This window comes from Streptomyces sp. RerS4 (assembly GCF_023515955.1).
Lineage (GTDB): Bacteria > Actinomycetota > Actinomycetes > Streptomycetales > Streptomycetaceae > Streptomyces.
This window is the reverse complement of record NZ_CP097322.1, coordinates 6,819,405-6,839,017: the sequence shown is the minus strand read 5'-3', so window position 1 is coordinate 6,839,017 and position 19,613 is coordinate 6,819,405. Positions and strand designations below refer to the sequence as shown.

Here is a 19,613-nt window from a genome sequence, read left to right as displayed (position 1 = left end):
CACTACGTCCGCTACATCGGCCCTGTCCCCCCGAGAACCATCCATCCCCCCACACCATCTCCGACCCGAGGGAACCGCACCGCCCATGACCACTGACCGCACTCCTCCGCCCGACTCCCCGGACCTCGCCGTGTCCGTCCAGGAGGTCCGCAAGCGTTACGGCGACCGGCAGGCCGTGGACGGGATCTCCCTCGACGTGCGTCGGGGCGAGTTCTTCGGGCTGCTCGGCCCCAACGGCGCGGGCAAGACCACCCTCGTCGAGATCGTCGAGGGACTGCGCCAGGCGGACTCCGGCACCGTCCGCGTGCTCGGCCACAGCCCCTGGCCCCGCAACACCGCCCTGCTGCCGCGCATGGGCGTCCAGACGCAGGCCTCGGCGTTCTTCGTCCGGCAGACCGCGCGCGAGCACCTGGCCACCGTCGCCGGCCTGTACCGCAAGGACGCGGCCGCGGCGGACCGGACGTTGGAGACGGTCGGGCTCACCGACCGGCGCGACGTCCTGGTCGAGAACCTCTCGGGCGGTCAGCGTCAACGGCTCGCCATCGCCTCGGCGTTGGTCCACGACCCCGAGCTGATCTTCCTCGACGAGCCGACCGCCGCCCTCGACCCGCAGGCCCGCCGCGACCTGTGGGACGTCCTGCGCACCCTCAAGGGCGAGGGCCGCACCATCGTGTACACCACCCACCACCTGGACGAGGCCGAGGCCCTGTGCGACCGGGTGGCCATCCTCGTCGGCGGCCGGATCGCCGCCCTGGACTCCCCGCACCGGCTCGTCGCCGCCGCAGGGGCCCCGTCCCGGCTGCTGGTGCCGGCCGGGCGGATCGCCCCGGACCGGGCGGCCTCCCTCGACGGCGTGGACCGGGTCAGCGAGCAGGGCGGCTCGCTCGTCCTGGAGACCTCGGCCCCCGGCCGGGTGCTCCAGGCCGTCGACGCCCTCGTCGGGCTCGACGGGGTGATGACCCGCACGGCCACCCTGGAGGACGTCTACCTGGAGCTGACCGGGCACCCCGCCCCCGCCGGAACCGACACCCCCACCGGCACCGACACCACCGCACCGACCACGGAGTTCCGGGCATGAGCGCGTACACGGCACTGACCAAGGCCGGCTACCGGGCCCAGGTCCGGGACAAGGCCACCCTCTTCTTCACCTTCGCCTTCCCCCTCCTCTTCCTGATCGTCTTCGGCCTGATCTTCAGCGGTCAGGACGTGGAGGAGAGCGGGCGCCCGTACATCTCGTACATCGCGCCCGGCGTGATGTCCTGGGGCGTCGCCAACGCCGCCGTGTTCGGGATCGCGTTCACGCTGATGCAGTGGCGGCGCGACGACCTGCTGCGGCTGATCCGGCTCTCCCCCACCCCGCTGACGACCGTGTTGGCCTCGCGTTACGTGCTGTCGCTGGTCGTCGGCGTGGTGCAGGCCGCCGTGTTCGTCGCCGTCGCCATGCTGCCCGGTTTCGGCCTGGAGCTCGACGGGCGCTGGCCGTTGGTGCTGCCCGCGCTGGTGTTGGGCGTCACGGCCTTCATGGCCATCGGGGTCATCGTCGGGACGTACGCGAACACGCCCGAGGCCGTCGCGGCGATCGCGAACTGCATGATGGTGCCCATGGCGTTCCTGTCGGGCTCCTTCCTCCCGCTCGACCTGATGCCGTCGTGGCTGCAGTCGGTGTCGCGGGTGCTGCCGCTGCGCTACCTGAACGACGCGGCGAGCGGCGCGCTCACCGGTACGGGGTCGCTCGCCGGCATCGGGATCGGCTGCGCCGCCCTCGCCGGGTTCGCCCTGCTCTTCGGCGGGATCGGGTTGAAGACCTTCCGCTGGAGCAACCAGTCATGACCACCACGCACGCGGTACGGGCCCCCGCGCCCGACGGCACCGCGATGGAGAGCGCGCGGCGGGCGCTGGAACGGGCCTTCGCGGGGACGGCGTCACGGCCGGCGCCCCAGGTGGTGACGGTCGGCGTGCACGACGCCCTCGGGCCGCGCTCCGCCGACCCGTTCGCCGCCGTCCGCCCGACCGCGACCGTCCATCTCAGCGCCCAGGCCGTCCTGTTGGGTCCTTGGGGTGGCGACTGCACCACCCCCGCCTGCGGGCAGTGCCTGGCCATGCGGTGGCAGCGGCTGCGCAGCCGCAGCGAACGCGACGCGCTGGAGACCGGCATACGGGTGCCCACGCCCGCCGGCGCGGAGTGGCCGCGGCTCTCCCCGTACGCGCGGGACGCCGTGGCGGCGCTGCACGCCGCCGTGTTCTCCGGCGCGGTGGCGGCCCCCGGTCCGGCGGCGGCGGACCGGGCGCTGCCCCAGGTGACCCGGCTGGACCTGGAGACGCTCCTGACGCGGACGTACCCGCTGGCCGCCGACCCGCTGTGCCCGGACTGCGGGCCGGGCGGTGTGGACGGCCCCCGCCCCTTCGTCCCGGTCTCGCGGCCCAAGCCGGACCCGGCGGCGCAGCGGCTGCGCGCGGCGTCCTCGTACCCGATGCCGACGGCGGCGCTGGCCAATCCGGTGACGGGGGTGCTCGGCGGCGGCACGTGGATCAACGTGACCTCGCCGACCACCGCCCCGGTCGCCGGCAGCGTCTTCATGCGCGGATACGCGGGGCTGACCGACGTGACCTGGAGCGGGCAGGCCAACAGCTTCTCGGGCAGCCGGGACCTGGCCTTCCTGGAGGGGCTGGAACGCTACGCGGGCACCCACCGCCGCACCGGCACCTCCGTACTGACCGCCTCCTACGCCGAGTTGGGCGAGCGGGCGTTGGATCCGGCGGAGTGCGGCTTCTACCACCCCGACACCTACCGCGACGATCCGATGGTGTCGCCGTTCGATCCCGAGCGGCCGATCCCCTGGGTGTACGGTCATTCGCTGCGCGACGACCGTCCGGTGCTGGTGCCGGCCCGTCTCGCCTACTACAGCGCGGGCTTGGAGGCGGACAACTTCGTCTTCGAGTGCTCCAACGGGTGCGCCATCGGCAGTTGCCCGGAGGAGGCCCTGCTCGGCGCGCTGCTCGAACTGATCGAACGGGACGCGTTCCTGCTCGCCTGGTACGGGAACCAGCGGTTGACGGAGATCGACCTGGACTCCGTACCGGGTCCGGCGGTGCGGATGATGGCCGACCGGGCCGCCCTCCAGGGCTACGACGTGCACGCCTTCGACAACCGCGTCGACCTGGCGGTCCCGGTGGTCACCGGGCTCGCCGTACGGCGCGACGGCGGACCGGGGTTGTACTCCTTCGGCGCGGGCGCGGCGCTCGATCCGGCGGCGGCGGTGGAGGCCGCGCTGTCGGAGGTGCTCACCTACATCCCGCACCTGCCCCGTCAGGTCGCGGAGCGGCAGGACGAACTGGACGCGATGGCCCGGGACTTCTCGCGGGTGTCGCACCTGAAGGACCACGCCCAGCTGTACGGGCTGCCGGCCATGGCCCCGCACGCGGCCTCCTACCGCGACCCGGTGGCCGTGCGCCCGATGGCGGAGCTGTACCGGTCCTGGGAGACGGAGCGACGGCCGAGGACGGGCGACCTGCGCGATGATCTGCTGCTCTGCGTCGCCGAGTTGACCGGCGCCGGGCACGACGTGATCGTCGTGGACCAGACGACGCCGGAGCAGGCGCGGATCGGGCTGCGGACGGTGTGCGCGGTCGTGCCGGGACTGTTGCCGATCGACTTCGGCTGGTCGCGGCAGCGGGCCCCGTACCTGCCGCGGCTGCGAACGGCCGCCCATCGGGCGGGACTTCGGCCGGCGCCGCTGACGGACGCGGAGATCAGGATGGTGCCGCACCCGTTCCCGTGATCCACGGGAGCCGTGCGGGGGAACCCGACCCCCGACGTACCGGATGCCCCGGTCCCCCTCGTACGAGGGGGACCGGGGCATCGCGGTGCCGCGCTGGGGTCAGGCGCTGCAGGAGGTGGTGCTGGTGGTCGAGGAGCAGGTCGAGGTGGAGCTGCAGCTCGTGGAACCGGCGAGCACGACCTCGCTGGCGTCCGAGTAGTCCGAGATCTCGAAGGTCTCCGACTCCAGCTCCAGGATCTCGTCGGCGAGCGAGGCGAGCGGGGACTTCTCCATGATGGACTCCTTCTGTGGGGCGGTCACTGGGTGTGCGACCACGGGATGCGCGACCACGAGGGACGGCCGTTCCCGGACGGTGCCCCTCAAGGAGAACCGACCCCGGCGTCAGCTCACCCGCTCTCCCGCTGACACGCTCCTGACACCCCACTGACAGAAAGTGTCAGCGCCCTGACGTCCCCCGCCCCGGCCGGTGTCCGATCATGGTCACCATGACCGTCCCCACCGCCCGCGCCGACGGACCGCAGAGCGGACACCGGCGCGGACCGCAGAGCGGACCGCGCGCGCTGATCCGGCCCCTGACGGCCTTCTACCTCGACCTGCACCGCCACCCCGAACTGTCGGGCGAGGAGCGCCGCACGGCCGGGCGGTTCGCCGACTGGCTGGAGGGCGCGGGGTTCACGACCACGCGCGGGATCGGCGGCCACGGTGTGGCGGCGGTGCTGCGCCGGGGTACGGGGCCGACCGTGATGCTGCGCGCCGAACTGGACGCCCTGCCGGTACGGGAGACCACCGGGCTGCCCTACGCGAGCGAGGGCGCGACGGCCCACGCCTGCGGGCACGACCTGCACCTCGCGGCGGCCGCCGGGGCCGCCTCCGTGCTGGCCGGCCCGGACGCCCCTGACTGGGAGGGCACGCTCGTCGTGGTGGGGCAGCCCGCCGAGGAGACCCTCGAAGGCGCGCGGGCGATGCTCGCCGACCGGCTGTACGAGCGGGTCGGGCGCCCGGACACCGTGCTCGCGCAGCACGCGGCGCCGCTGCCGGCCGGGATGATCGCCCACGCGTACGGGCCGATGACCGCCGGGAGCGTCACCTTCCGGGTCGTGGTGCACGGGCGCGGCGGGCACGCGGGCGCGCCGCACCTCACGGTGGACCCGGTGGTGACGGCGGCCCATGTGGTGACCCGGCTCCAGACGGTGGTGGCGCGCGAGGCCGCCCCGTCGGAGCAGGTGGCGGTGACGGTGGGCGCGTTCCGGGCGGGCGACCGCGCGAACGTGGTTCCGGACCGGGCCGAGTTGGGCATCACCGTACGGGCCGCCGGCGAGGCGGCGCTCGCCCGTGCGGCGGGCGCGGTGGAGCGGATCGTACGGGCCGAGTGCGCCGCCGCGGACTGCCCCCGCGAGCCGGAGATCGTCCGGGAGAGCGCCTCCCCCGTCACCCACCCGGATCCGGGAACGACGGCCGCGGTGCGGGCCGCGCACACGGCGCGCTTCGGCGCGGAGCGGGTGACGATGTGGCCGCCGACGCTGGCGACCGAGGACTTCGGGCTGTTCGGCGACGCGGGCCTCGCCACGCACGGGGCGCGAGGGGTGAGGCTCGGCTACTGGATGCTGGGGGTGGTCGGCCCGGCGGCCTGGGCGGCGGCTCCCGGGGAGGGCGCGGCGGCGAAACTGGCCGCGCTCCCCGCCAACCACGCCCCGGACTTCGCCCCCGACGCCCGTACGGCGCTGCCCGCCGGGGTCGACGCGCTGACGGAGGCGGCCCTGGCCTGCCTGGCGCCGCGCGCCTGACCCTCGTACCGTTCAGAAGGGCTTGGTCGGCAGGTACTTGCCGTCCAGGGTGATCACGGCCCGCTCGCCGCCGTCGGGGTCGGCGACCTTCTTGACGTCGAGCCGGAAGTTGATGGCGCTGATGATGCCGTCCCCGAACTGCTCGTGGATCAGGGCCTTGAGGGTGGTCCCGTAGACGTGGAGCATCTCGTGGAAGCGGTAGATGGTCGGGTCGGTGGGGGTCCCGCCGGAGTGGCCGCCGCGCAGCGGGATCGTCTGGAGCCACATGGCGGCGTCCTGGTCCAGTTCGAGGAGTTCGGCGACGGCCACGGCGGCCGGCTCGGGCAGTGGATGCCGGCCGAGGATCGCGGCGGTGACGAAGGCGACGGAGAGGTCGGTGTGATCGGCGATCTCCTGCCAGGTGAGGTTCTTGCGGATCTTGGATTCGACAGCGGCGGTGGCGATTCGTTCACGGACGGTGGACTCGAACTGGGCGTGTGCCATGGGAGGAACTTCCTTGGATGAGTGGGCGGTTCAGGAGGGGTTCAGGCGACGGGGACGGCGGTAGGGTCCGTGGGGGCGAGCTGCTCGACGGCGCCGGTGGGGATGTCGTAGACCCAGCCGCGCAGGGTGAGGCCACCCGCGGCGAGGGCGCGGGCCACCGAGGGGTGGGTGGCGAGGTTCGTGAGCTGGGCGCGTACGTTCTCCCGTACGAGCGCCGCCACGTCCGCGCCGGCGGTGCCGGCGGTGCCGGCGGTGCCGGCGGTGCCGGGCGTTCCGGTGCGGGCCAGGGAGGCGTCGGCGTGGCGCAGCCAGTCGGCGACGGCGGGCACCGCGTCGAGGTCGTGTGCCTCGGCGAGGGCGGTCATGGCGCCGCAGGCGGAATGCCCGCAGACCACGATCTCGCCGACGCCGAGGACGGCGACCGCGTACTCGATCCCGGCCGCGACCCCGTCGGGTCCGGGGGTGTAGGCGGGGACGAGGTTGCCGGCGGTGCGGATGACGAACAGGTCGCCGGGCTCGCTCTGGGTGATCAGTTCCGGCACCACGCGGGCGTCGGAGCAGCCGATGAACAGGGTCGTCGGCCGGTGGGTCGAAGCCAGCTCGGCGAAGAGCCGCGCCTTGGTGGGGAAGACGTCGCGCCGAAAACGCGCGACACCTTCGGTGAGGTCGTGCACGGGTCACTCCCGTTCTGCGGTGGCCACCCCGTGGGGCTGACGTGCTCCACCATGCACGACCTGCGCTTATAGAGTCCAAGACGCACTTTCGATGTGATCCATCGATGCCATCTATATTTGCTCCCATGACCCCGGAACTGCGTCATCTGCGCTACCTGCTCGCGGTCGCCGAGCACCACAGCTTCACGCGCGCGGCCGAGGAGCTGCGCATCTCCCAGCCCACGCTGTCGCAGCAGGTCAAGCAGTTGGAACGGGCGGTGGGTGTGCCACTCCTGGACCGCGGCGGACGCTCCGTACGGCTCACCGACGCCGGTGAGGCCTACGCGCGCCACGCGCGCCGGGCGCTGCGCGACCTCGCGGCGGCCGAGCGGGCGGTCCACGACGTCGCCGATCTCTCGCGCGGGCACCTGCGCCTGGCCCTCACCCCGACCTTCACCGCCTACCTGCTCGGGCCGCTCCTCGCCGCGCTGCACGAGGCGCACCCCGGAATCACGGTGGAGGTACGCGAGTTGGCGCAGGACCGGATCGAATCCGCCCTGTCCGCCGACGAGATCGACCTCGGCCTCGCCTTCCACGGCCCCCATCCCACCGGGATCACCGCGACGGCCCTCTTCACCGAGACGCTGGGCCTGGTGGCCGCCGCCGCCTCGCCACTGGCCGCTCAGCGGTCCGCCGCGTTGCCGATATCAGAACTGGCGAACCATCACCTGACGCTCCTCGCCCCGGACTTCGCGACGCGCGGGCACATCGACGCCCACCTCGCGGCGCACGGGGTGCGGCCCCGCATCGCCGTGGAGGTGGGCTCCGTACAGGCGCTGATCGAGGTGGTCCGGCGGACGGGGTTGGTCACGGTCCTGCCGGACGCCGTCACCGACGACCAGCCCGAACTGACCCGGATCCCCCTGACCCCGCCCCTGCCCTCGCGCACCGTCGTCCTGCTCCGCCGCACCACCGCCTACGAGAGCGCCGCCGCCCGCGCCTTCACCACCCTGGCCCGCGAGGTGGTCGCCTCTCGCGGCTATCCGCTCCCCTGATTTCCGACCGAAGGTAAAGCACCGGCAAAGCCAGAAGGCGGGGAGGTGCCGCACGGCTCACGATGGAGGGGCGGGTACCGACAGGAGTGAGCCGATGGACGTCCGACGGTACGAGCTGACCTTCCCCGACGAGAGCGGCACGCCCGGAGACACGGTGGTCGTGGAACGGACCGACGCCCTCGGTCCCGGCGGCCATTCGGTCTACGCCGACGTGACCGGGATCGTCCGCGCCGAGATCAGCGACCGCGGCGAGGTCCGCATGCTCGCCTCGGGCGCCCACCAAGCCCTGACCCCTCCCACCACGGTCCGCCCCGTCCCCCCGACCTGACCCCCGTCAGCCCCCGCCCAGCGCAAACACGAGCGGCTCGGCTTCTGGAATCCGGGCGATGAGCCCCGTCAGGCCGGGGGTGGGTGCGGCGGGTACGTCGTCGGCCATCGGTCAGGTGCGGGTGCGGGCCGCGGCCTGGCGCTGGCGCTTGCTCAGGGCGGCTTGGGAGAGGTCCTCGGCGGTGGAGCGCAGGCGCTTGAAGCCGTAGCCGCGGTCCGTCAGCCAGGTCTCGGCGGCGAGTTCCGCGCGGGCGGTCGCTTCGAGGATGTCCTCCTCGGCCTCGCCGGAGTCCAGGAAGCGGAAGGCGAACGAGTTGCGGGCGGCCAGCTCGTAGGTGAGGTTGCCTTCGGCGGTGAACGCCGCGCGCAGCACGTCGTGTTCGGGCGCGGCGGCCAGCAGCTCGGCGTGCTGTTCGGCGGTGAGGTCGTCGAAGAAGCCGCGAACGGTGACGCGGAAGGTACGGGTGCTCATCTGATCACCGTAGACCCGGCCGCGAGACCTCGCACGGGAATTTCCGAGCGGCGGCTATAGCCTCCCTCCATGGACGAATGGAACGGTGTGGAGATCATCGCCTTCGCGGACGCCGCGGCCTTCGAGGTCTGGTTGGAGGAGCACCACGCGCGCGCCGAGGGCGTGTGGATCAAGCTGGCGAAGAAGGGCTCGGGCATCCCGAGCGTGACCAGCGACGAACTGGTCGACGTCGGGCTGTGTTTCGGCTGGATATCGGGGCAACGTCGCTCCCACGACGAGCGGCACTACCTCCAGAAGTACGTACCGAGGCGACCCCGGAGCCTGTGGTCGCGGGTCAACGTCGAGAAGGTGGAGGCGTTGACGGCGGCCGGCCGCATGCGCGAGCCGGGCTTGGCGGAGGTCGACAAGGCCCGTGCGGACGGGCGTTGGGAGGCGGCGTACGCCTCTCAGAGGACGGCGACGGTACCCCCGGATCTGGAGGCCGCGCTGAACGCCGACGCGCGGGCCCGCCAGGTCTTCGAGGCCCTCGACAAGACCGGCCGCTACCAGCTGATCCTGCCGCTGCTCCAGGCCCGCACCCCCGCCGCGCGCCGCACCCGCCTCGACCGGGCGCTCGCTGTCCTGCGTGGCACTACCGCTTCCTGAAGCGGACCACGGCGGCCCGTCCCTCGGTGTGGACCAGCTGCGGGACGGGCGAAGCCGCGAGCAACGCGGCGTCGTACGGGCCGAGTTCGACGCGGCCGCCGGACGGCTCGGCGTACGACGACAGGACCGCCGGGCCGTCCAGCGCGACGAGCAGCAGGGTCTCGCCCGGCAGGACGGTGAGGGCGAACTCGCCCCGGACGACGGCGGTGTGCGCCTCGACGCTCCCGCGCCGGTACATGACGTTGAAGTTGACGACGGGACCGTCCACCAGCCGGCAGTCGGTGGGACGGTCGCCGGGGAAGTGGCGGGGCACGTACCGCTCGTCGAGGCGGCGGGGTTCTCCGGCGATGGTGAGGTCCATGCCGGCGCCCTCGGCGAGGGTCAGCGTCCGGTCCACGCCGGGGAACTCCGAGAAGGGACCGTCGACCGCCACCTCGGCGAGGCTGACCCGCCAGGCGAAGTCGACGGTCCCGGCGCCCTCGGGGTGGGCGGCGATCTCCCGCGTCACTCCCCCGCCGTTCTTCCAGGGCGTGGCCGCCCGCTCGGCGGCGCGCAGGATCCGGAGGTCGGCGGGGCCGCTGCTCATGGGGGGTTCCTTCCGTCTCTTCCGTACGCCCCGAGCGTATCCCCGCCGCGATCGCCGCTCGGCGCCGCCACCACCCTCAGCGCAGGATGCCCGCCTGGCGGGCGGCGCGGATCCAGGAGGGGAACTCCGACAGCAGCCGGTCGTACAGCTCGGGGTCCGACACGCGGTCGATGTCGTCGACGGCGAAGAAGCCGACGTTGTCCACGCGCCGCCCCGGCATCGTGTCGAAGCGCTCCAGGACCCCGAACCCTGCCCGCCCCAGGCCGACGAACTGCCAGAACACCGGCTCCTCGACGGCCGCCCGCAGTTCCCGTTCGATCTCGTCGTTGCGGTAGACCCCGCCGTCGGAGAAGAACAGGACCAGCGTCGGGGCCGGCACCGGATGGGAGCGGACGTAGTCCCGTACCTCCGCGATGACCTTCTGTTCCTCGTTCTGGAAGCCGACCGCCCGCATGTCGACCTGGCCGGGGACCAGCCCCTTCGGCGGCTTCTTCCGCCCGAACACGCTGAGTTGGCCGACGCGCACGTGCAGGCGCAGCCACTCCGGGAGGTCGCCGATGGTGAGGTCCGGCAGCCGGGCCGGGTTCGTGGCGAAGGTCCACGCCTGCATCTCGCCGTCGTCGTCGAGCTGCGCCGCGACGGCGGCCATCCGCTCGACCACGCCCGCCACGGTGCCCCGGGAGTAGAGGGTGCTCATGGAGCCGGAGGCGTCGAGGACCAGGATCACGCGGGCGGTGACGTCCCCGGCGCCCTTCTTGGCGAGGCTGACCGCCACCTGCTGCTTGCGCAGGGACAGGCGGATCCGCATGTCCATGGGGAGGTCCGCCTCCCCCTTGACCAGCCGTACGGGCGGCTCGGCCGCCCGCGCCGGCGCCGGTACGGCGGCTGCGGCGGGCCCCACCGATCCGGCGGCGGTGGGCCACACGGCAGGCGGGGGCGTTGGCGCGGCCGCACGAGCGGGCGTGGGCGCAGACGTAGGCCTGGGCGTAGGCGTAGGCGCGGGGACGTGCGCCGGCCGGGCGGCAGCGGGCGGGGCCGCCAACGGCGGGGGCGCGTCGTCGACCGTGATCCCGTAGTCGGTCGCCAGTCCCGCCAGCCCGCTCGCGTACCCCTGGCCGACCGCCCGGAACTTCCACGCCCCGGCCCGCCGGTACAGCTCGCCGCTCACGAAGGCCGTCTCGGGCCCGGCTTCCATGTCGAAGCGGGCGACCTCCGCCCCCGAGGTGGCGTCCAGCAGCCTCAGATGAAGCCCGGGGACCTGTCCGAAGGTGCCCCCGTCGGCGGAGGCGCACAGGATGACCCGCTCCACGGCGGGCTCCAGCGCGGCCAGGTCCACGGAGAGGGAGTCCGTACCGGGCTGCTTGCCGAGGTGCCGTACGGCGCCCGAGGCGTGCCGGGGCTGGTTGTAGAAGACGAAGTCGTCGTCGGAGCGCACCCGTCCACCGGCGGCGAGCAGGAGCGCGGACGCGTCCACGTCCGGCACGCCCGGCCCGGCCGACCAGCCGAGCACCGCTCTGACGGAGGTTGCCGCGACGGGCAGGTTGGCGCCTTTGCTCAGTGTCGTCACGCCGGACAGTCTGCCCAATGGGCGGCCCGTGGGGTAGCGATTCCCGGCCGGCGGCCGGTCAAGGGCCCCGCCCGCGCACGGGCCGGGGCCCGCACCGTGTGACGGTGCGGGCCCCGGTCGCCGTACGCGCCTCGCCGTACGCGCCTCGACGGAGGTGCCTCGAATGAGGTGCCGGCGGAGGTGTCAGGCGGGGACGATGTTCTCGGCCTGCGGGCCCTTCTGCCCCTGCGTCACGTCGAAGTTGACCTTCTGGCCCTCCTGGAGCTCTCGGTAGCCCTGGGTGGCGATGTTCGAGTAGTGCGCGAACACGTCGGCGCCGCCGCCGTCCTGCTCGATGAAACCGAAGCCCTTTTCCGCGTTGAACCACTTCACGGTGCCGGATGCCATGAGGTTTCTCCTTGGGTCTCTACCCGGTGCCGCACCGTGCGACGCCGGCGTCGCCGTGATGTTCGACCCGTCCGAAAATCATCCGGAAATACAAAGTGCGCCCGCCGGGAATCCGGTGGGCGCACTTGGAATATCTGGGAACCACACCCGCAACTGGATACCACCGTAGCACAGAGAAACGATCCGGAAGCGGAGAGTCATCGCGTCCGTGAGTCGCGTGTCTCAGCCCCGGAACTCCTCCGTGCGCTCCGGCGAGGCCTCGGCCAGGGCCTTGGTCACCGCCTCGACGCCGGCGCGCAGCCCGTAGACCGGCGTGGCAGGCTGCTGGCGCCAGGACTCGTCGAGGCCGCCCGCGTCGACGGTGTCGAAGCCGATCTCGTCGATGAGGGCGCGGACGGCCTTCTTGGCCGCCTCGTCGTCGCCGGCGACGGGGACGGCGATGCGGTCCGGGTCGCCCGCCGGACGGGGCCGGTCCACGATGTCGGCGGCGTAGGTGCCGTTGAAGGCCTTGATCACGGGGTGGCCGAGCTGCCGTTCGGTCCACCGGCTCTCGGTCAGGCCCTCGTCCTCGATGGCGGCGATCCGGCCGTCGCGCACCCGCGGGTAGTAGTTGCCGGTATCGATGACGGCGAAGCCCTCGGCGGCTCCGTCGAAGATCTCGGCGGGCAGGTCGGGCACGTTCTTGAAGGGAATGGTGACCACGACGATCTCGGCGCCGCGGGCGGCCTCCGTGACGGGGACGGCGGTGGCTCCGGTCTCCGCGACGAGGGCGGTCAGGGTTTCGGGGCCACGGGAGTTGGCGACGGATACCTGGTGTCCGAGGGCGGTGAGCCGACGGGTGAGGTTGCCGCCGATGTTGCCGGCGCCGATGATGCCGATCTTCATGAGCTCTCCAGTGCGTGCGCGGTCGGATATCGCGTCTGTCCGAACCACGCGCCGGGCCCCCGCATTCCGCCTTTCCCTCACCGCAATTGCGCCGATCCGCCGAACGAGCGAATTTCGGACGCGCGAGAGGGGCCCGCCGGTTCGGCGGGCCCCTCTTCACTCGGTCGTCGTCACGCGCCGCTCGCGTCGAGCATCTCCTCGCGCTCCACGATCTTCACGCGCTCGCGGCCCTGCGGCTCGCCCAGCGCCTTCTCGGCGGCGTCCAGCCGGTACCAGCCGTCCCACGTCGTGTAGCGGACCCGGCGTTCGGCGAGGAAGGCCTCGACGGCCTCCGGCTCCGGCGTGGCAGGGGTGAGCAGGCGGCCCTCGGCGTGGTCGGCGAGCAGGTTGGCGACGGTCTCGTTCGCGTCGCCCTTGGTGTGGCCGATCAGACCGATCGGGCCGCGCCGGATCCAGCCGGTCACGTACGTCGAGGCGAGGTGCGCGCCGTTCTCGATGACGCGGCCGCCCTCGTCGGGCACGGTGCCGGACTCGACGTCCCAGGGCAGCTTGGGGAGTTCGTCGGAGAGGTAGCCGACGGCCCGGTAGACGGACTGTACGTCCCAGGTGGTGAACTCGCCGGTGCCCTTGACGTTGCCGGTGCCGTCGAGTTCGGTGCGCTCGGTGCGCAGGCCGACGACCTTGCCGTCCTCGCCGACGATCTCCACCGGGGACTCGAAGAAGTGCAGGAACAGCTTGTGCGGGCGGTCGCCGATGTCGCGGATCGCCCAGTTCTCCAGGGTCTTGGCGACCATGTCCGCCTGCTTGTTGGAGCGGCGGGTGGTGATCGAGCCCTCGTCGTAGTCGATGTCCTCGGGGTTGACGATGACCTCGATGGTGGGCGAGTGGTCGAGCTCGCGCAGCTCCATCGGGCTGAACTTGGCCTGCGCCGGGCCGCGGCGGCCGAAGACGTGGACCTCGACGGCCTTGTTGGCCTTCAGCCCGTCGTAGACGTTGGCCGGGATCTCGGTCGGCAGGAGTTCGTCGGCCGTCTTGGCGAGGATGCGGGCGACGTCGAGGGCGACGTTGCCGACGCCGAGGACGGCGACCTTCTCGGCGTCGAGCGGCCAGGTGCGCGGCACGTCCGGGTGGCCGTCGTACCAGGAGACGAAGTCGGCGGCGCCGTGGGAGCCGTCGAGTTCGACGCCCGGGATGCCGAGCGCGCGGTCGGCGGTGGCGCCCGTGGAGAAGATCACCGCGTCGTAGAAGGAGCGGAGCTCGTCGAGGCTGATGTCGCCCGGGTAGTCGACGTTGCCGAAGAGGCGGACCTGCGGCTTGTCGAGCACCTGGTGCAGGGCGGTGATGATGCCCTTGATGCGGGGGTGGTCGGGGGCGACGCCGTAGCGGATCAGACCGAAGGGGGCCGGCATCCGCTCGAAGATGTCGATGGAGACGCCGGGGGTGGTGGCAGCCTCGGACTTCAGCAGCGCGTCGGCCGCGTAGATACCGGCGGGGCCGGCGCCGACGATTGCTACCCGCAGAGGGCGAGGCATGACAGGGGTTCCCTTCGACCGACAATCTGACTGATCAAGGTAGACCCTAAACTAAGGTGACCCTAACCCGGCACCCGCCCCCGGTTTATGACCCCATAACCGAACCTTATGACCTTACAAAGCCCGACTTTGAGGGCGGGTGGCCTATCCCTCGTACTCGGTGAGGTCGATGGAGTAGAGGGTCAGGAGCGCGCCGGACGCGGGATCGGTGACGGTCGCGTCCTCGGTCATGCCCAGCTTGCGGATCACGTTGGCGGATTCCTCGTTGCCGGCGTGGTTGGCGCAGACGACGCGGTCCAGGCCCCGGTCCTGGAGGGCGAACTCCAGGGTGGCCTGGGCGGCTTCGGAGGCGTAGCCCTGGCCCCAGAAGGGCCGGCCGAGGCGCCAGCTGATCGCGACCTGGTGTTCCAGCTCGGGCGGTCCCTCCGGCGCGGTCAGGCCGACGGCTCCGATCAGCTCTCCGGAGGCGAGGAGTTCGACGGCGAAGATCCCGAAGCCCTCGTCGTCCCACTCCTCCTCCCAGCGCTCGATCGCCTCGGCGGTCTCGTCCAGGTCGAGGACGGAGCCGTCGCCGATTCGGCGCATCACCTCCGGGTCGGCGTGGATCTCGGACAGGGGGACGAGGTCGTCGTCGCTCCAGCGGCGCAGGAGGAGGCGGGGGGTGCGGATCTCGGTCATGCCCCACATCCTGCCGAACGCGGCCGACCAGCGGTAATCGGGTGCCCCGGCGGTCGCCACCGGGATCAGCGGACGGTGATCGCGTCCAGTTTGCCGCGCAGGTACGCGTGCGAGTCGACCGGGGCGTGGACGACGCGGCCGAGGGGCGCGGGCAGGGATTCGACGCGGGTGTGCGCGTCGCACTCGTAGAAGTAGACCAGCGAGACGAGTTCCTCGGCGGGCGCGTCGGCGGGCGGTGGCAGGACCCGGTGGCGGCCCGCCCGCCAGCGGTCGCCGGTCCAGCGGGCCAGCAGGTCGCCGATGTTGACGGTGAGGGCGGCCGGATCGTAGGGGGCGTCCTGCCAGCCTTCGGCGTCGGTGTGGATCTGGAGGCCGCCGGCGCCCGGTTCGCGGTCGAGGACGGTGACGGTCCCGAAGTCCGTGTGCGCGCCGATGCGGAACTGTCCGGGCAGGGGCGGGCCGACGGTTTCGGTGCCGGGGTACCAGTTGATGTTGAAGCCCCAGGTGGGGTGGCCGGTGTGCCGGGTGAAGTGGTCGTCGGGCAGGGTCAGGGCCGCCGCGAGCAGTTCCAGCAGTTCGTCGGAGAGGGCGCGCATCGCCGTGAGGTACTCCTCGACCAGCGGACGCAGTTCGGGCACCTCGGCGGGCCAGGTGTTCGGCCGGAACCACTCGGCGTCGACCTCGGGGACGCCCGTCGGCTCGTCGGCCGCGAAGGACCAGGACTCCTTCATGTCGGGTGGGGACGGTTCCCCCTCCGCGTAGCTGTTGGCCTCCGCGCCGGGGCCGAGCCAGCCGCGTCCGCCGACGGTGACGGCGTAGGGCCGCTTGCGTGCGGGCGGCAGCCGGAAGAAGGCGCGGGCCGCCTCGCGGATCCGGGCGGGCAGGGTCGGGTCCACGCCGTGGCCGGTGACGAGCAGGAACCCGGCGGCCTGGAGGGCCTCGTCGACCCGCGCCGCGATCGGGGCGCGGGCGTCGGGCCCGCCGGAGCGCCACGGCCGGAGGTCGATGACCGGGACCTGGGAACTGACCATCGGGGGGCCTGCCTTCCGGGTGGGCGGGGGTCCGGTTCCGAGCGTAGGGGCTCGGGGTCGTTCGAGTCCGGTGCACGGCGGGGCGTAGTCCGTGTGGGGGAGGCCGGCTCACCGGCCGCGGGCTGCGACGGGCCGGTCAGTCGGGGAGTTCCGTGCCGCAGCGGGAGCAGTAGCGGGCTCCCGCCTCGCCGGCGAGCCGGCCGCAGTCGGGGCAGACCCGGTGCAGCAGGCAGGCGGACTCCCCACCCTCGGCGGGCGCGGGCGGGGGCGCGGGCGGGGGCACGGGCGCGGTCGCGGCGACGGGCGCCTCGGCGGCGGCGGTCCGGGCGCCGCCGATGCCGAGGCCGGGGCGTCGGGTGTGCACGGTCAGGTACGTCATGCCCTCCGGGCCGGCGGTCAACGACCGGCGGGCGCCCCGGGCCAGCCAGAACGCGGAGTGCGGGCGCAGCCGGTGCGGACCGTCCTGCGTGTCGATCCGGCCGGCGCCCTCCATCACCACGAGCAGCACGTCGAGGGCGGGCTCGGCGTGCTCGGCGATGACGGCGCCGGGACGCAGCCGGATGAGGTTGGAGTCCAGGCCGCGGCCGGCCCCGGTGAGGCGCCACAGCGCGCCGGTCGCGTCGGCGGGGGCGTCGGCGATTACCGCGTCGAGATCCGTCAGGAACCCGGCGAGGTGCGGGTGCGTCGTCATGCTGGTCCTTCCCTGCCTTCGGCGCGTGCCCTCGCAGTCATACACGATCACGTGGGGTCCGTCAGGGCCGATCCGGTCATCGCGTGGTCTTTCACACGGCCTCGCGCGTGGTCTTCCGACACCACACTCCATCATGGGCCTCGTACGGGTGCCCGATGAGGTAGTGGCCGGATCGGTGACCTGCGGCGAGCCTGGGTGGCGGTCGGCGCGGCGGACGATAAGGCTTGTGCCGTGGCTATTTCCAAGGACGTTTTCGGGGCGCCGTGCTGGGTGAGCCTGATGGCCCGCGACCTGGAGGCGTCCCAGCGCTTCTACGCCGCCGTCGTGGGGTGGAGCTTCCGTCCGGCGCCCCTCGGGGACGCGTTCTCGATCGCGGTGATGGACCGGGTGCCCGTGGCGGGCATCGGGGCGCTCGCCACGGACCTGGCCGTCGCGGTGGCCTGGACCCCGTACTTCGCGGTCGACGACGTCGACGTGGCGGCGAGCCGGATCCGGGAGCGCAGCGGCACCGTGGCGGTCGGCCCGGTGTCCTTCCCCTCGGGCGGTCGCGCGGCCCTGGTCTCCGATCCGGACGGCGCGGTCTTCGGGGTGTGGGACGGGCCCGTCGCCTCGGGCTGGCGGGTCGGCGCCGGCCCCGCTCCGGCGTGGCTGGAACTGCGCACCCGCAACGCGTTCGACGCGGCGCTGTTCTACGGGGAGGTCCTGGAGTGGGCCACGGGCCGCCCCGGCTGCTGCGAGGTGTCCTACGAGGAGGAGCGGGTCGTGCTGCGGCAGGGCGGGGAGCCGGTGGCCCGCATCGACAGCGGCCCGGTCGAGCCGGGGGCGTACACCCCGCACACCCGACCCCGCTGGCACGTCCACTTCCGCGTGGCCGATCTGGAGCCGGCGATCGAGTCCGCGATCGACCTGGGCGGCCGCGTCGTGTCGGTGATCAGCGAGGACGCCACCGAACGCTCGATCACGCTGCGCGACCCGGACGGCGCCCTGTTCACCCTGACCATGACGATCCCGAAGTCCACCGAGGAGTCCGGCGAGGAGTCCGGCGAGGAGTCTCCCGAGGAGCCCACCGCCGGCTGATCCGCTGCGGTCGCCCGCCGCCGGGCTCCTGGGGACACTGGGTCGGGAGGAGGTGGGCCATGGACCCGGTGGCCGCGCTGGACCGGATCGCGTTCCTGCTGGAACGGGCGCAGGCGCCCACGTACCGGGTGCGGGCCTTCCGTACGGCCGCCGCCGCGCTGAACGGCATGGGCGCCGAGGAGACGGCCGAGCGGGCCGCGGCCGGTTCCCTGGAGGCGGTCAAGGGCATCGGGCCCAAGACCGCGCGGGTGGTGGTGGAGGCGCTGCGCGGGGAGATCCCGGCGTACCTGCGCACGCTGGAGGACGAGGCGGCCGCCCTGCCCACCGGCCGGCCCCCGTCCACGCCGGACGCCCTCGCCCTGCGCGCCGCGCTGCGCGGGGACTGCCACGTGCACTCGGACTGGTCGGACGGCGGCAGTCCGATCGACGCCATGGGTCGGGCGGCAGCAGCGCTGGGGCACGACTGGGCGGTGCTCACGGACCATTCGCCGAGCCTGAAGGTGGCCCGGGGCCTGTCGCCGGAGCGGCTGCGCGAACAGCTCGCCGTGGTGGCGGAGCTGAACGCGACCTGGGCGCCGTTTCGGCTGCTCACCGGCATCGAGTGCGACATCCTGCTCGACGGCTCCCTCGATCAGGAGCCGGAGCTGCTGGACGGGCTGGACCTGGTCGTGGGGTCGGTGCACTCGAAGCTGCGGATGGACTCGCCGGCGATGACGCGGCGGATGCTCGCGGCGGTGGCGAACCCGCTGATGGACGTCCTCGGGCACTGCACGGGCCGGCTGGTGACGGGCCGGAAGCGCCCGGAGTCGACGTTCGACGCGGAGGCCGTGTTCGCGGCGTGCGCGGAGTCCGGCACGGCGGTGGAGATCAACAGCCGGCCCGAGCGGCTGGATCCGCCCCGGCGGCTGCTGCGGCAGGCCGTCGCGGCGGGGGTCTTCTTCGCCGTCGACACCGACGCCCACGCGCCGGGCCAGCTGGACTGGCAGCTCCTGGGCTGCGAACGGGCGGCGGAGTGCGGGGTGCCCCGGGAGCGGGTGATCAACACCTGGTCGGCGGAGGAACTCCGCGCCTGGACCCGTACCCGCCGCCCGCCGAAGGCCTGACGAAGCCGAGGGCCTGGCGAAGCCGAGGGCCTAACGAAACCCCGCCCCGCGCAGCAGCAGGAGCAGCACGTCGGCGCCCGCGACGCCCAGGACGGCCAGGAAGGGGGCGCGGCCGGGCGCGCGGGCGGTCGTCAGGAGCAGGGCGCAGGTCAGCGCGAGCAGGGCCCAGCCGTACGGGCCCACGCGCCCCGGCGGCCCGGCGACCAGGGCCACCGTCGAGCCGAACACCAGCAGCCCGGCGAGCGGCGCCGAGCGGCGGGCCCCGAGGCGCTGCGGCAGTCCCCGTACGCCGGCGGCGAGGTCGTCGGCGATGTCGGGCAGGACGTTGGCGAGGTGCGCGCCCGCGCCCAGCAGGGCGGCGGCGACCGTCAGCCACAGCGGCGGCCAGGGCGCCCCGGGCAGCCCGAGCGTGACGAACGCGGGCAGCAGCCCGAAGGCGAGGGCGTACGGGAGCCAGGAGCAGGCCGTGCTCTTGAGTCGCAGGTCGTACGCCCAGGCGGCCGCCACCCCCACCAGGTGCGCGACGCCGGCCGCCGTCCCGCAGGCGAGCGAGAGCGGTACGCACAGCAGCAGCGCCGTCAGCGCGGCCGCGGTGACGGCGGCGGGCCGGACCGCGCCCGTCACCAGGGGTTTGTCGCGGCGCCCGGCGGCCAGGTCACGGCGCAGGTCGACCCGGTCGTTGCACCAGCCCACCGAGAGCTGACCCGCCGCGACCGCGCCGGCCGTGAGGCCGTCCCGGCGAGCCCACGCCCGGCCGCCGCGGCGAGGGCCGCGGAGCACAGGGTCACGGCCGCCGCCGGGACCGGATGGCAGGCGCGCAGCAGGCCGCCGACGGGCGCGAGGGGCGACGCGGAGGCGGCCGCGCGGTGCGGCTCGGG

The 19,613-nt window shown here is 73.4% G+C and carries 22 protein-coding genes; 9 read left to right on the top strand and 13 right to left on the bottom strand.

All coding sequences use genetic code 11. The features are described from left to right. The first annotated feature begins 85 nt into the window (after nt 1-85). The 3 genes from M4D82_RS30650 to M4D82_RS30640 are packed head-to-tail and all read left to right on the top strand — an operon-like array spanning nt 86 to nt 3,779. Nucleotides 86-1,078, top strand: coding sequence for an ABC transporter ATP-binding protein (locus tag M4D82_RS30650; protein ID WP_249770532.1), 993 nt, complete (start codon nt 86-88; stop codon nt 1,076-1,078). Next, the gene (locus M4D82_RS30645; RefSeq protein ID WP_249770530.1) at nt 1,075-1,830 is read left to right on the top strand and encodes an ABC transporter permease; all 756 of its coding nucleotides are present in this window, start codon (nt 1,075-1,077) and stop codon (nt 1,828-1,830) included. Before M4D82_RS30650 ends, M4D82_RS30645 begins: the two co-directional genes overlap by 4 nt. Next, nucleotides 1,827-3,779: a TOMM precursor leader peptide-binding protein gene (locus M4D82_RS30640; RefSeq protein WP_249770528.1), complete on the top strand. Its 1,953-nt coding sequence runs from the start codon at nt 1,827-1,829 to the stop codon at nt 3,777-3,779. The genes M4D82_RS30645 and M4D82_RS30640 overlap by 4 nt, the downstream gene beginning before the upstream one ends. Nucleotides 3,780-3,878: 99 nt before the next feature. Here M4D82_RS30640 and M4D82_RS30635 read toward each other — a convergent pair whose 3' ends face one another. Next, nucleotides 3,879-4,052 carry a thiazolylpeptide-type bacteriocin gene (locus M4D82_RS30635; protein ID WP_007268044.1) on the bottom strand — a complete coding sequence of 58 codons (174 nt, stop codon included), beginning with the start codon at nt 4,050-4,052 and terminating at the stop codon, nt 3,879-3,881. Nucleotides 4,053-4,264: 212 nt separating this feature from the next. Between M4D82_RS30635 and M4D82_RS30630 the strand changes: the two genes are divergently transcribed. Beyond that, nucleotides 4,265-5,563 (top strand): amidohydrolase, encoded by a 1,299-nt coding sequence (locus M4D82_RS30630; RefSeq protein WP_249770526.1) that lies wholly within the window; start codon nt 4,265-4,267, stop codon nt 5,561-5,563. A gap of 12 nt (nt 5,564-5,575) precedes the next feature. Here the strand turns inward: M4D82_RS30630 and cynS are convergent, their stop codons facing one another. Beyond that, nucleotides 5,576-6,046: a cyanase gene (cynS, locus tag M4D82_RS30625; RefSeq protein WP_249770524.1), complete on the bottom strand. Its 471-nt coding sequence runs from the start codon at nt 6,044-6,046 to the stop codon at nt 5,576-5,578. A 41-nt stretch (nt 6,047-6,087) separates the two neighbouring features. After that, a complete protein-coding gene (locus M4D82_RS30620; RefSeq protein ID WP_249770522.1) occupies nt 6,088-6,720 on the bottom strand; it encodes a carbonic anhydrase in 633 nt (210 codons plus the stop codon). A gap of 125 nt (nt 6,721-6,845) precedes the next feature. Between M4D82_RS30620 and cynR the strand changes: the two genes are divergently transcribed. Together cynR and M4D82_RS30610 are read left to right on the top strand one after the other, a co-directional pair. Next, nucleotides 6,846-7,754 (top strand): transcriptional regulator CynR, encoded by a 909-nt coding sequence (gene cynR / locus M4D82_RS30615; RefSeq protein ID WP_249770520.1) that lies wholly within the window; start codon nt 6,846-6,848, stop codon nt 7,752-7,754. A gap of 94 nt (nt 7,755-7,848) precedes the next feature. Further along, on the top strand, nt 7,849-8,082 hold the full coding sequence (locus M4D82_RS30610) for a DUF6296 family protein (RefSeq protein WP_249770518.1): 234 nt from the start codon (nt 7,849-7,851) through the stop codon (nt 8,080-8,082). Between the two features lie 111 nt (nt 8,083-8,193). Here the strand turns inward: M4D82_RS30610 and M4D82_RS30605 are convergent, their stop codons facing one another. Then, complete coding sequence (locus tag M4D82_RS30605; RefSeq protein WP_249770516.1) at nt 8,194-8,553, bottom strand: DUF6204 family protein; 360 nt, start codon at nt 8,551-8,553, stop codon at nt 8,194-8,196. A 69-nt stretch (nt 8,554-8,622) separates the two neighbouring features. Here M4D82_RS30605 and M4D82_RS30600 point away from each other — a divergent pair, with 69 nt between their 5' ends. After that, entirely contained in the window at nt 8,623-9,198 is a 576-nt protein-coding gene (locus tag M4D82_RS30600; RefSeq protein ID WP_249770514.1) for a YdeI/OmpD-associated family protein, read from the top strand. On the opposite strand, the gene M4D82_RS30595 is transcribed toward M4D82_RS30600, so the two are convergent. From M4D82_RS30595 to M4D82_RS30560, 8 genes are all read right to left on the bottom strand, one after another. Next, entirely contained in the window at nt 9,185-9,784 is a 600-nt protein-coding gene (locus tag M4D82_RS30595) for a HutD/Ves family protein (RefSeq protein ID WP_249770512.1), read from the bottom strand. The genes M4D82_RS30600 and M4D82_RS30595 overlap by 14 nt on opposite strands. Nucleotides 9,785-9,860: 76 nt before the next feature. Further along, on the bottom strand, nt 9,861-11,351 hold the full coding sequence (locus tag M4D82_RS30590; RefSeq protein WP_249770510.1) for a VWA domain-containing protein: 1,491 nt from the start codon (nt 11,349-11,351) through the stop codon (nt 9,861-9,863). A gap of 183 nt (nt 11,352-11,534) precedes the next feature. Next, on the bottom strand, nt 11,535-11,738 hold the full coding sequence (locus M4D82_RS30585; RefSeq protein ID WP_007268031.1) for a cold-shock protein: 204 nt from the start codon (nt 11,736-11,738) through the stop codon (nt 11,535-11,537). Nucleotides 11,739-11,960: 222 nt separating this feature from the next. After that, nucleotides 11,961-12,623, bottom strand: coding sequence for an NADPH-dependent F420 reductase (locus tag M4D82_RS30580; protein ID WP_249770508.1), 663 nt, complete (start codon nt 12,621-12,623; stop codon nt 11,961-11,963). 170 nt (nt 12,624-12,793) lie between these two features. After that, the gene (locus M4D82_RS30575) at nt 12,794-14,155 is read right to left on the bottom strand and encodes an FAD-dependent oxidoreductase (RefSeq protein WP_249770506.1); all 1,362 of its coding nucleotides are present in this window, start codon (nt 14,153-14,155) and stop codon (nt 12,794-12,796) included. A 144-nt stretch (nt 14,156-14,299) separates the two neighbouring features. Then, on the bottom strand, nt 14,300-14,833 hold the full coding sequence (locus M4D82_RS30570) for a GNAT family N-acetyltransferase (RefSeq protein WP_249770504.1): 534 nt from the start codon (nt 14,831-14,833) through the stop codon (nt 14,300-14,302). A 65-nt stretch (nt 14,834-14,898) separates the two neighbouring features. Then, complete coding sequence (locus M4D82_RS30565; RefSeq protein ID WP_249770502.1) at nt 14,899-15,864, bottom strand: isopenicillin N synthase family dioxygenase; 966 nt, start codon at nt 15,862-15,864, stop codon at nt 14,899-14,901. A 136-nt stretch (nt 15,865-16,000) separates the two neighbouring features. Further along, the gene (locus tag M4D82_RS30560; RefSeq protein ID WP_249770500.1) at nt 16,001-16,555 is read right to left on the bottom strand and encodes a hypothetical protein; all 555 of its coding nucleotides are present in this window, start codon (nt 16,553-16,555) and stop codon (nt 16,001-16,003) included. A gap of 279 nt (nt 16,556-16,834) precedes the next feature. Between M4D82_RS30560 and M4D82_RS30555 the strand changes: the two genes are divergently transcribed. Beyond that, nucleotides 16,835-17,632, top strand: coding sequence for a VOC family protein (locus tag M4D82_RS30555; RefSeq protein WP_249772298.1), 798 nt, complete (start codon nt 16,835-16,837; stop codon nt 17,630-17,632). Between the two features lie 59 nt (nt 17,633-17,691). Then, nucleotides 17,692-18,735 (top strand): PHP domain-containing protein, encoded by a 1,044-nt coding sequence (locus M4D82_RS30550; protein WP_249770498.1) that lies wholly within the window; start codon nt 17,692-17,694, stop codon nt 18,733-18,735. A 30-nt stretch (nt 18,736-18,765) separates the two neighbouring features. On the opposite strand, the gene M4D82_RS30545 is transcribed toward M4D82_RS30550, so the two are convergent. Then, nucleotides 18,766-19,515 (bottom strand): UbiA family prenyltransferase, encoded by a 750-nt coding sequence (locus M4D82_RS30545; protein ID WP_249770496.1) that lies wholly within the window; start codon nt 19,513-19,515, stop codon nt 18,766-18,768. Nucleotides 19,516-19,613: the final 98 nt, after the last annotated feature.

Coding starts and splice junctions, on each gene's coding strand:
- M4D82_RS30650 (WP_249770532.1), top strand. CDS start 86: ATGACCACTGACCGCACTCCTCCGCCCGACTCCCCGGACCTCGCCGTG.
- M4D82_RS30645 (WP_249770530.1), top strand. CDS start 1,075: ATGAGCGCGTACACGGCACTGACCAAGGCCGGCTACCGGGCCCAGGTC.
- M4D82_RS30640 (WP_249770528.1), top strand. CDS start 1,827: ATGACCACCACGCACGCGGTACGGGCCCCCGCGCCCGACGGCACCGCG.
- M4D82_RS30635 (WP_007268044.1), bottom strand. CDS start 4,052: ATGGAGAAGTCCCCGCTCGCCTCGCTCGCCGACGAGATCCTGGAGCTG.
- M4D82_RS30630 (WP_249770526.1), top strand. CDS start 4,265: ATGACCGTCCCCACCGCCCGCGCCGACGGACCGCAGAGCGGACACCGG.
- cynS (WP_249770524.1), bottom strand. CDS start 6,046: ATGGCACACGCCCAGTTCGAGTCCACCGTCCGTGAACGAATCGCCACC.
- cynR (WP_249770520.1), top strand. CDS start 6,846: ATGACCCCGGAACTGCGTCATCTGCGCTACCTGCTCGCGGTCGCCGAG.
- M4D82_RS30610 (WP_249770518.1), top strand. CDS start 7,849: ATGGACGTCCGACGGTACGAGCTGACCTTCCCCGACGAGAGCGGCACG.
- M4D82_RS30605 (WP_249770516.1), bottom strand. CDS start 8,553: ATGAGCACCCGTACCTTCCGCGTCACCGTTCGCGGCTTCTTCGACGAC.
- M4D82_RS30600 (WP_249770514.1), top strand. CDS start 8,623: ATGGACGAATGGAACGGTGTGGAGATCATCGCCTTCGCGGACGCCGCG.
- M4D82_RS30595 (WP_249770512.1), bottom strand. CDS start 9,784: ATGAGCAGCGGCCCCGCCGACCTCCGGATCCTGCGCGCCGCCGAGCGG.
- M4D82_RS30585 (WP_007268031.1), bottom strand. CDS start 11,738: ATGGCATCCGGCACCGTGAAGTGGTTCAACGCGGAAAAGGGCTTCGGT.
- M4D82_RS30580 (WP_249770508.1), bottom strand. CDS start 12,623: ATGAAGATCGGCATCATCGGCGCCGGCAACATCGGCGGCAACCTCACC.
- M4D82_RS30575 (WP_249770506.1), bottom strand. CDS start 14,155: ATGCCTCGCCCTCTGCGGGTAGCAATCGTCGGCGCCGGCCCCGCCGGT.
- M4D82_RS30570 (WP_249770504.1), bottom strand. CDS start 14,833: ATGACCGAGATCCGCACCCCCCGCCTCCTCCTGCGCCGCTGGAGCGAC.
- M4D82_RS30565 (WP_249770502.1), bottom strand. CDS start 15,864: ATGGTCAGTTCCCAGGTCCCGGTCATCGACCTCCGGCCGTGGCGCTCC.
- M4D82_RS30560 (WP_249770500.1), bottom strand. CDS start 16,555: ATGACGACGCACCCGCACCTCGCCGGGTTCCTGACGGATCTCGACGCG.
- M4D82_RS30555 (WP_249772298.1), top strand. CDS start 16,835: ATGGCCCGCGACCTGGAGGCGTCCCAGCGCTTCTACGCCGCCGTCGTG.
- M4D82_RS30550 (WP_249770498.1), top strand. CDS start 17,692: ATGGACCCGGTGGCCGCGCTGGACCGGATCGCGTTCCTGCTGGAACGG.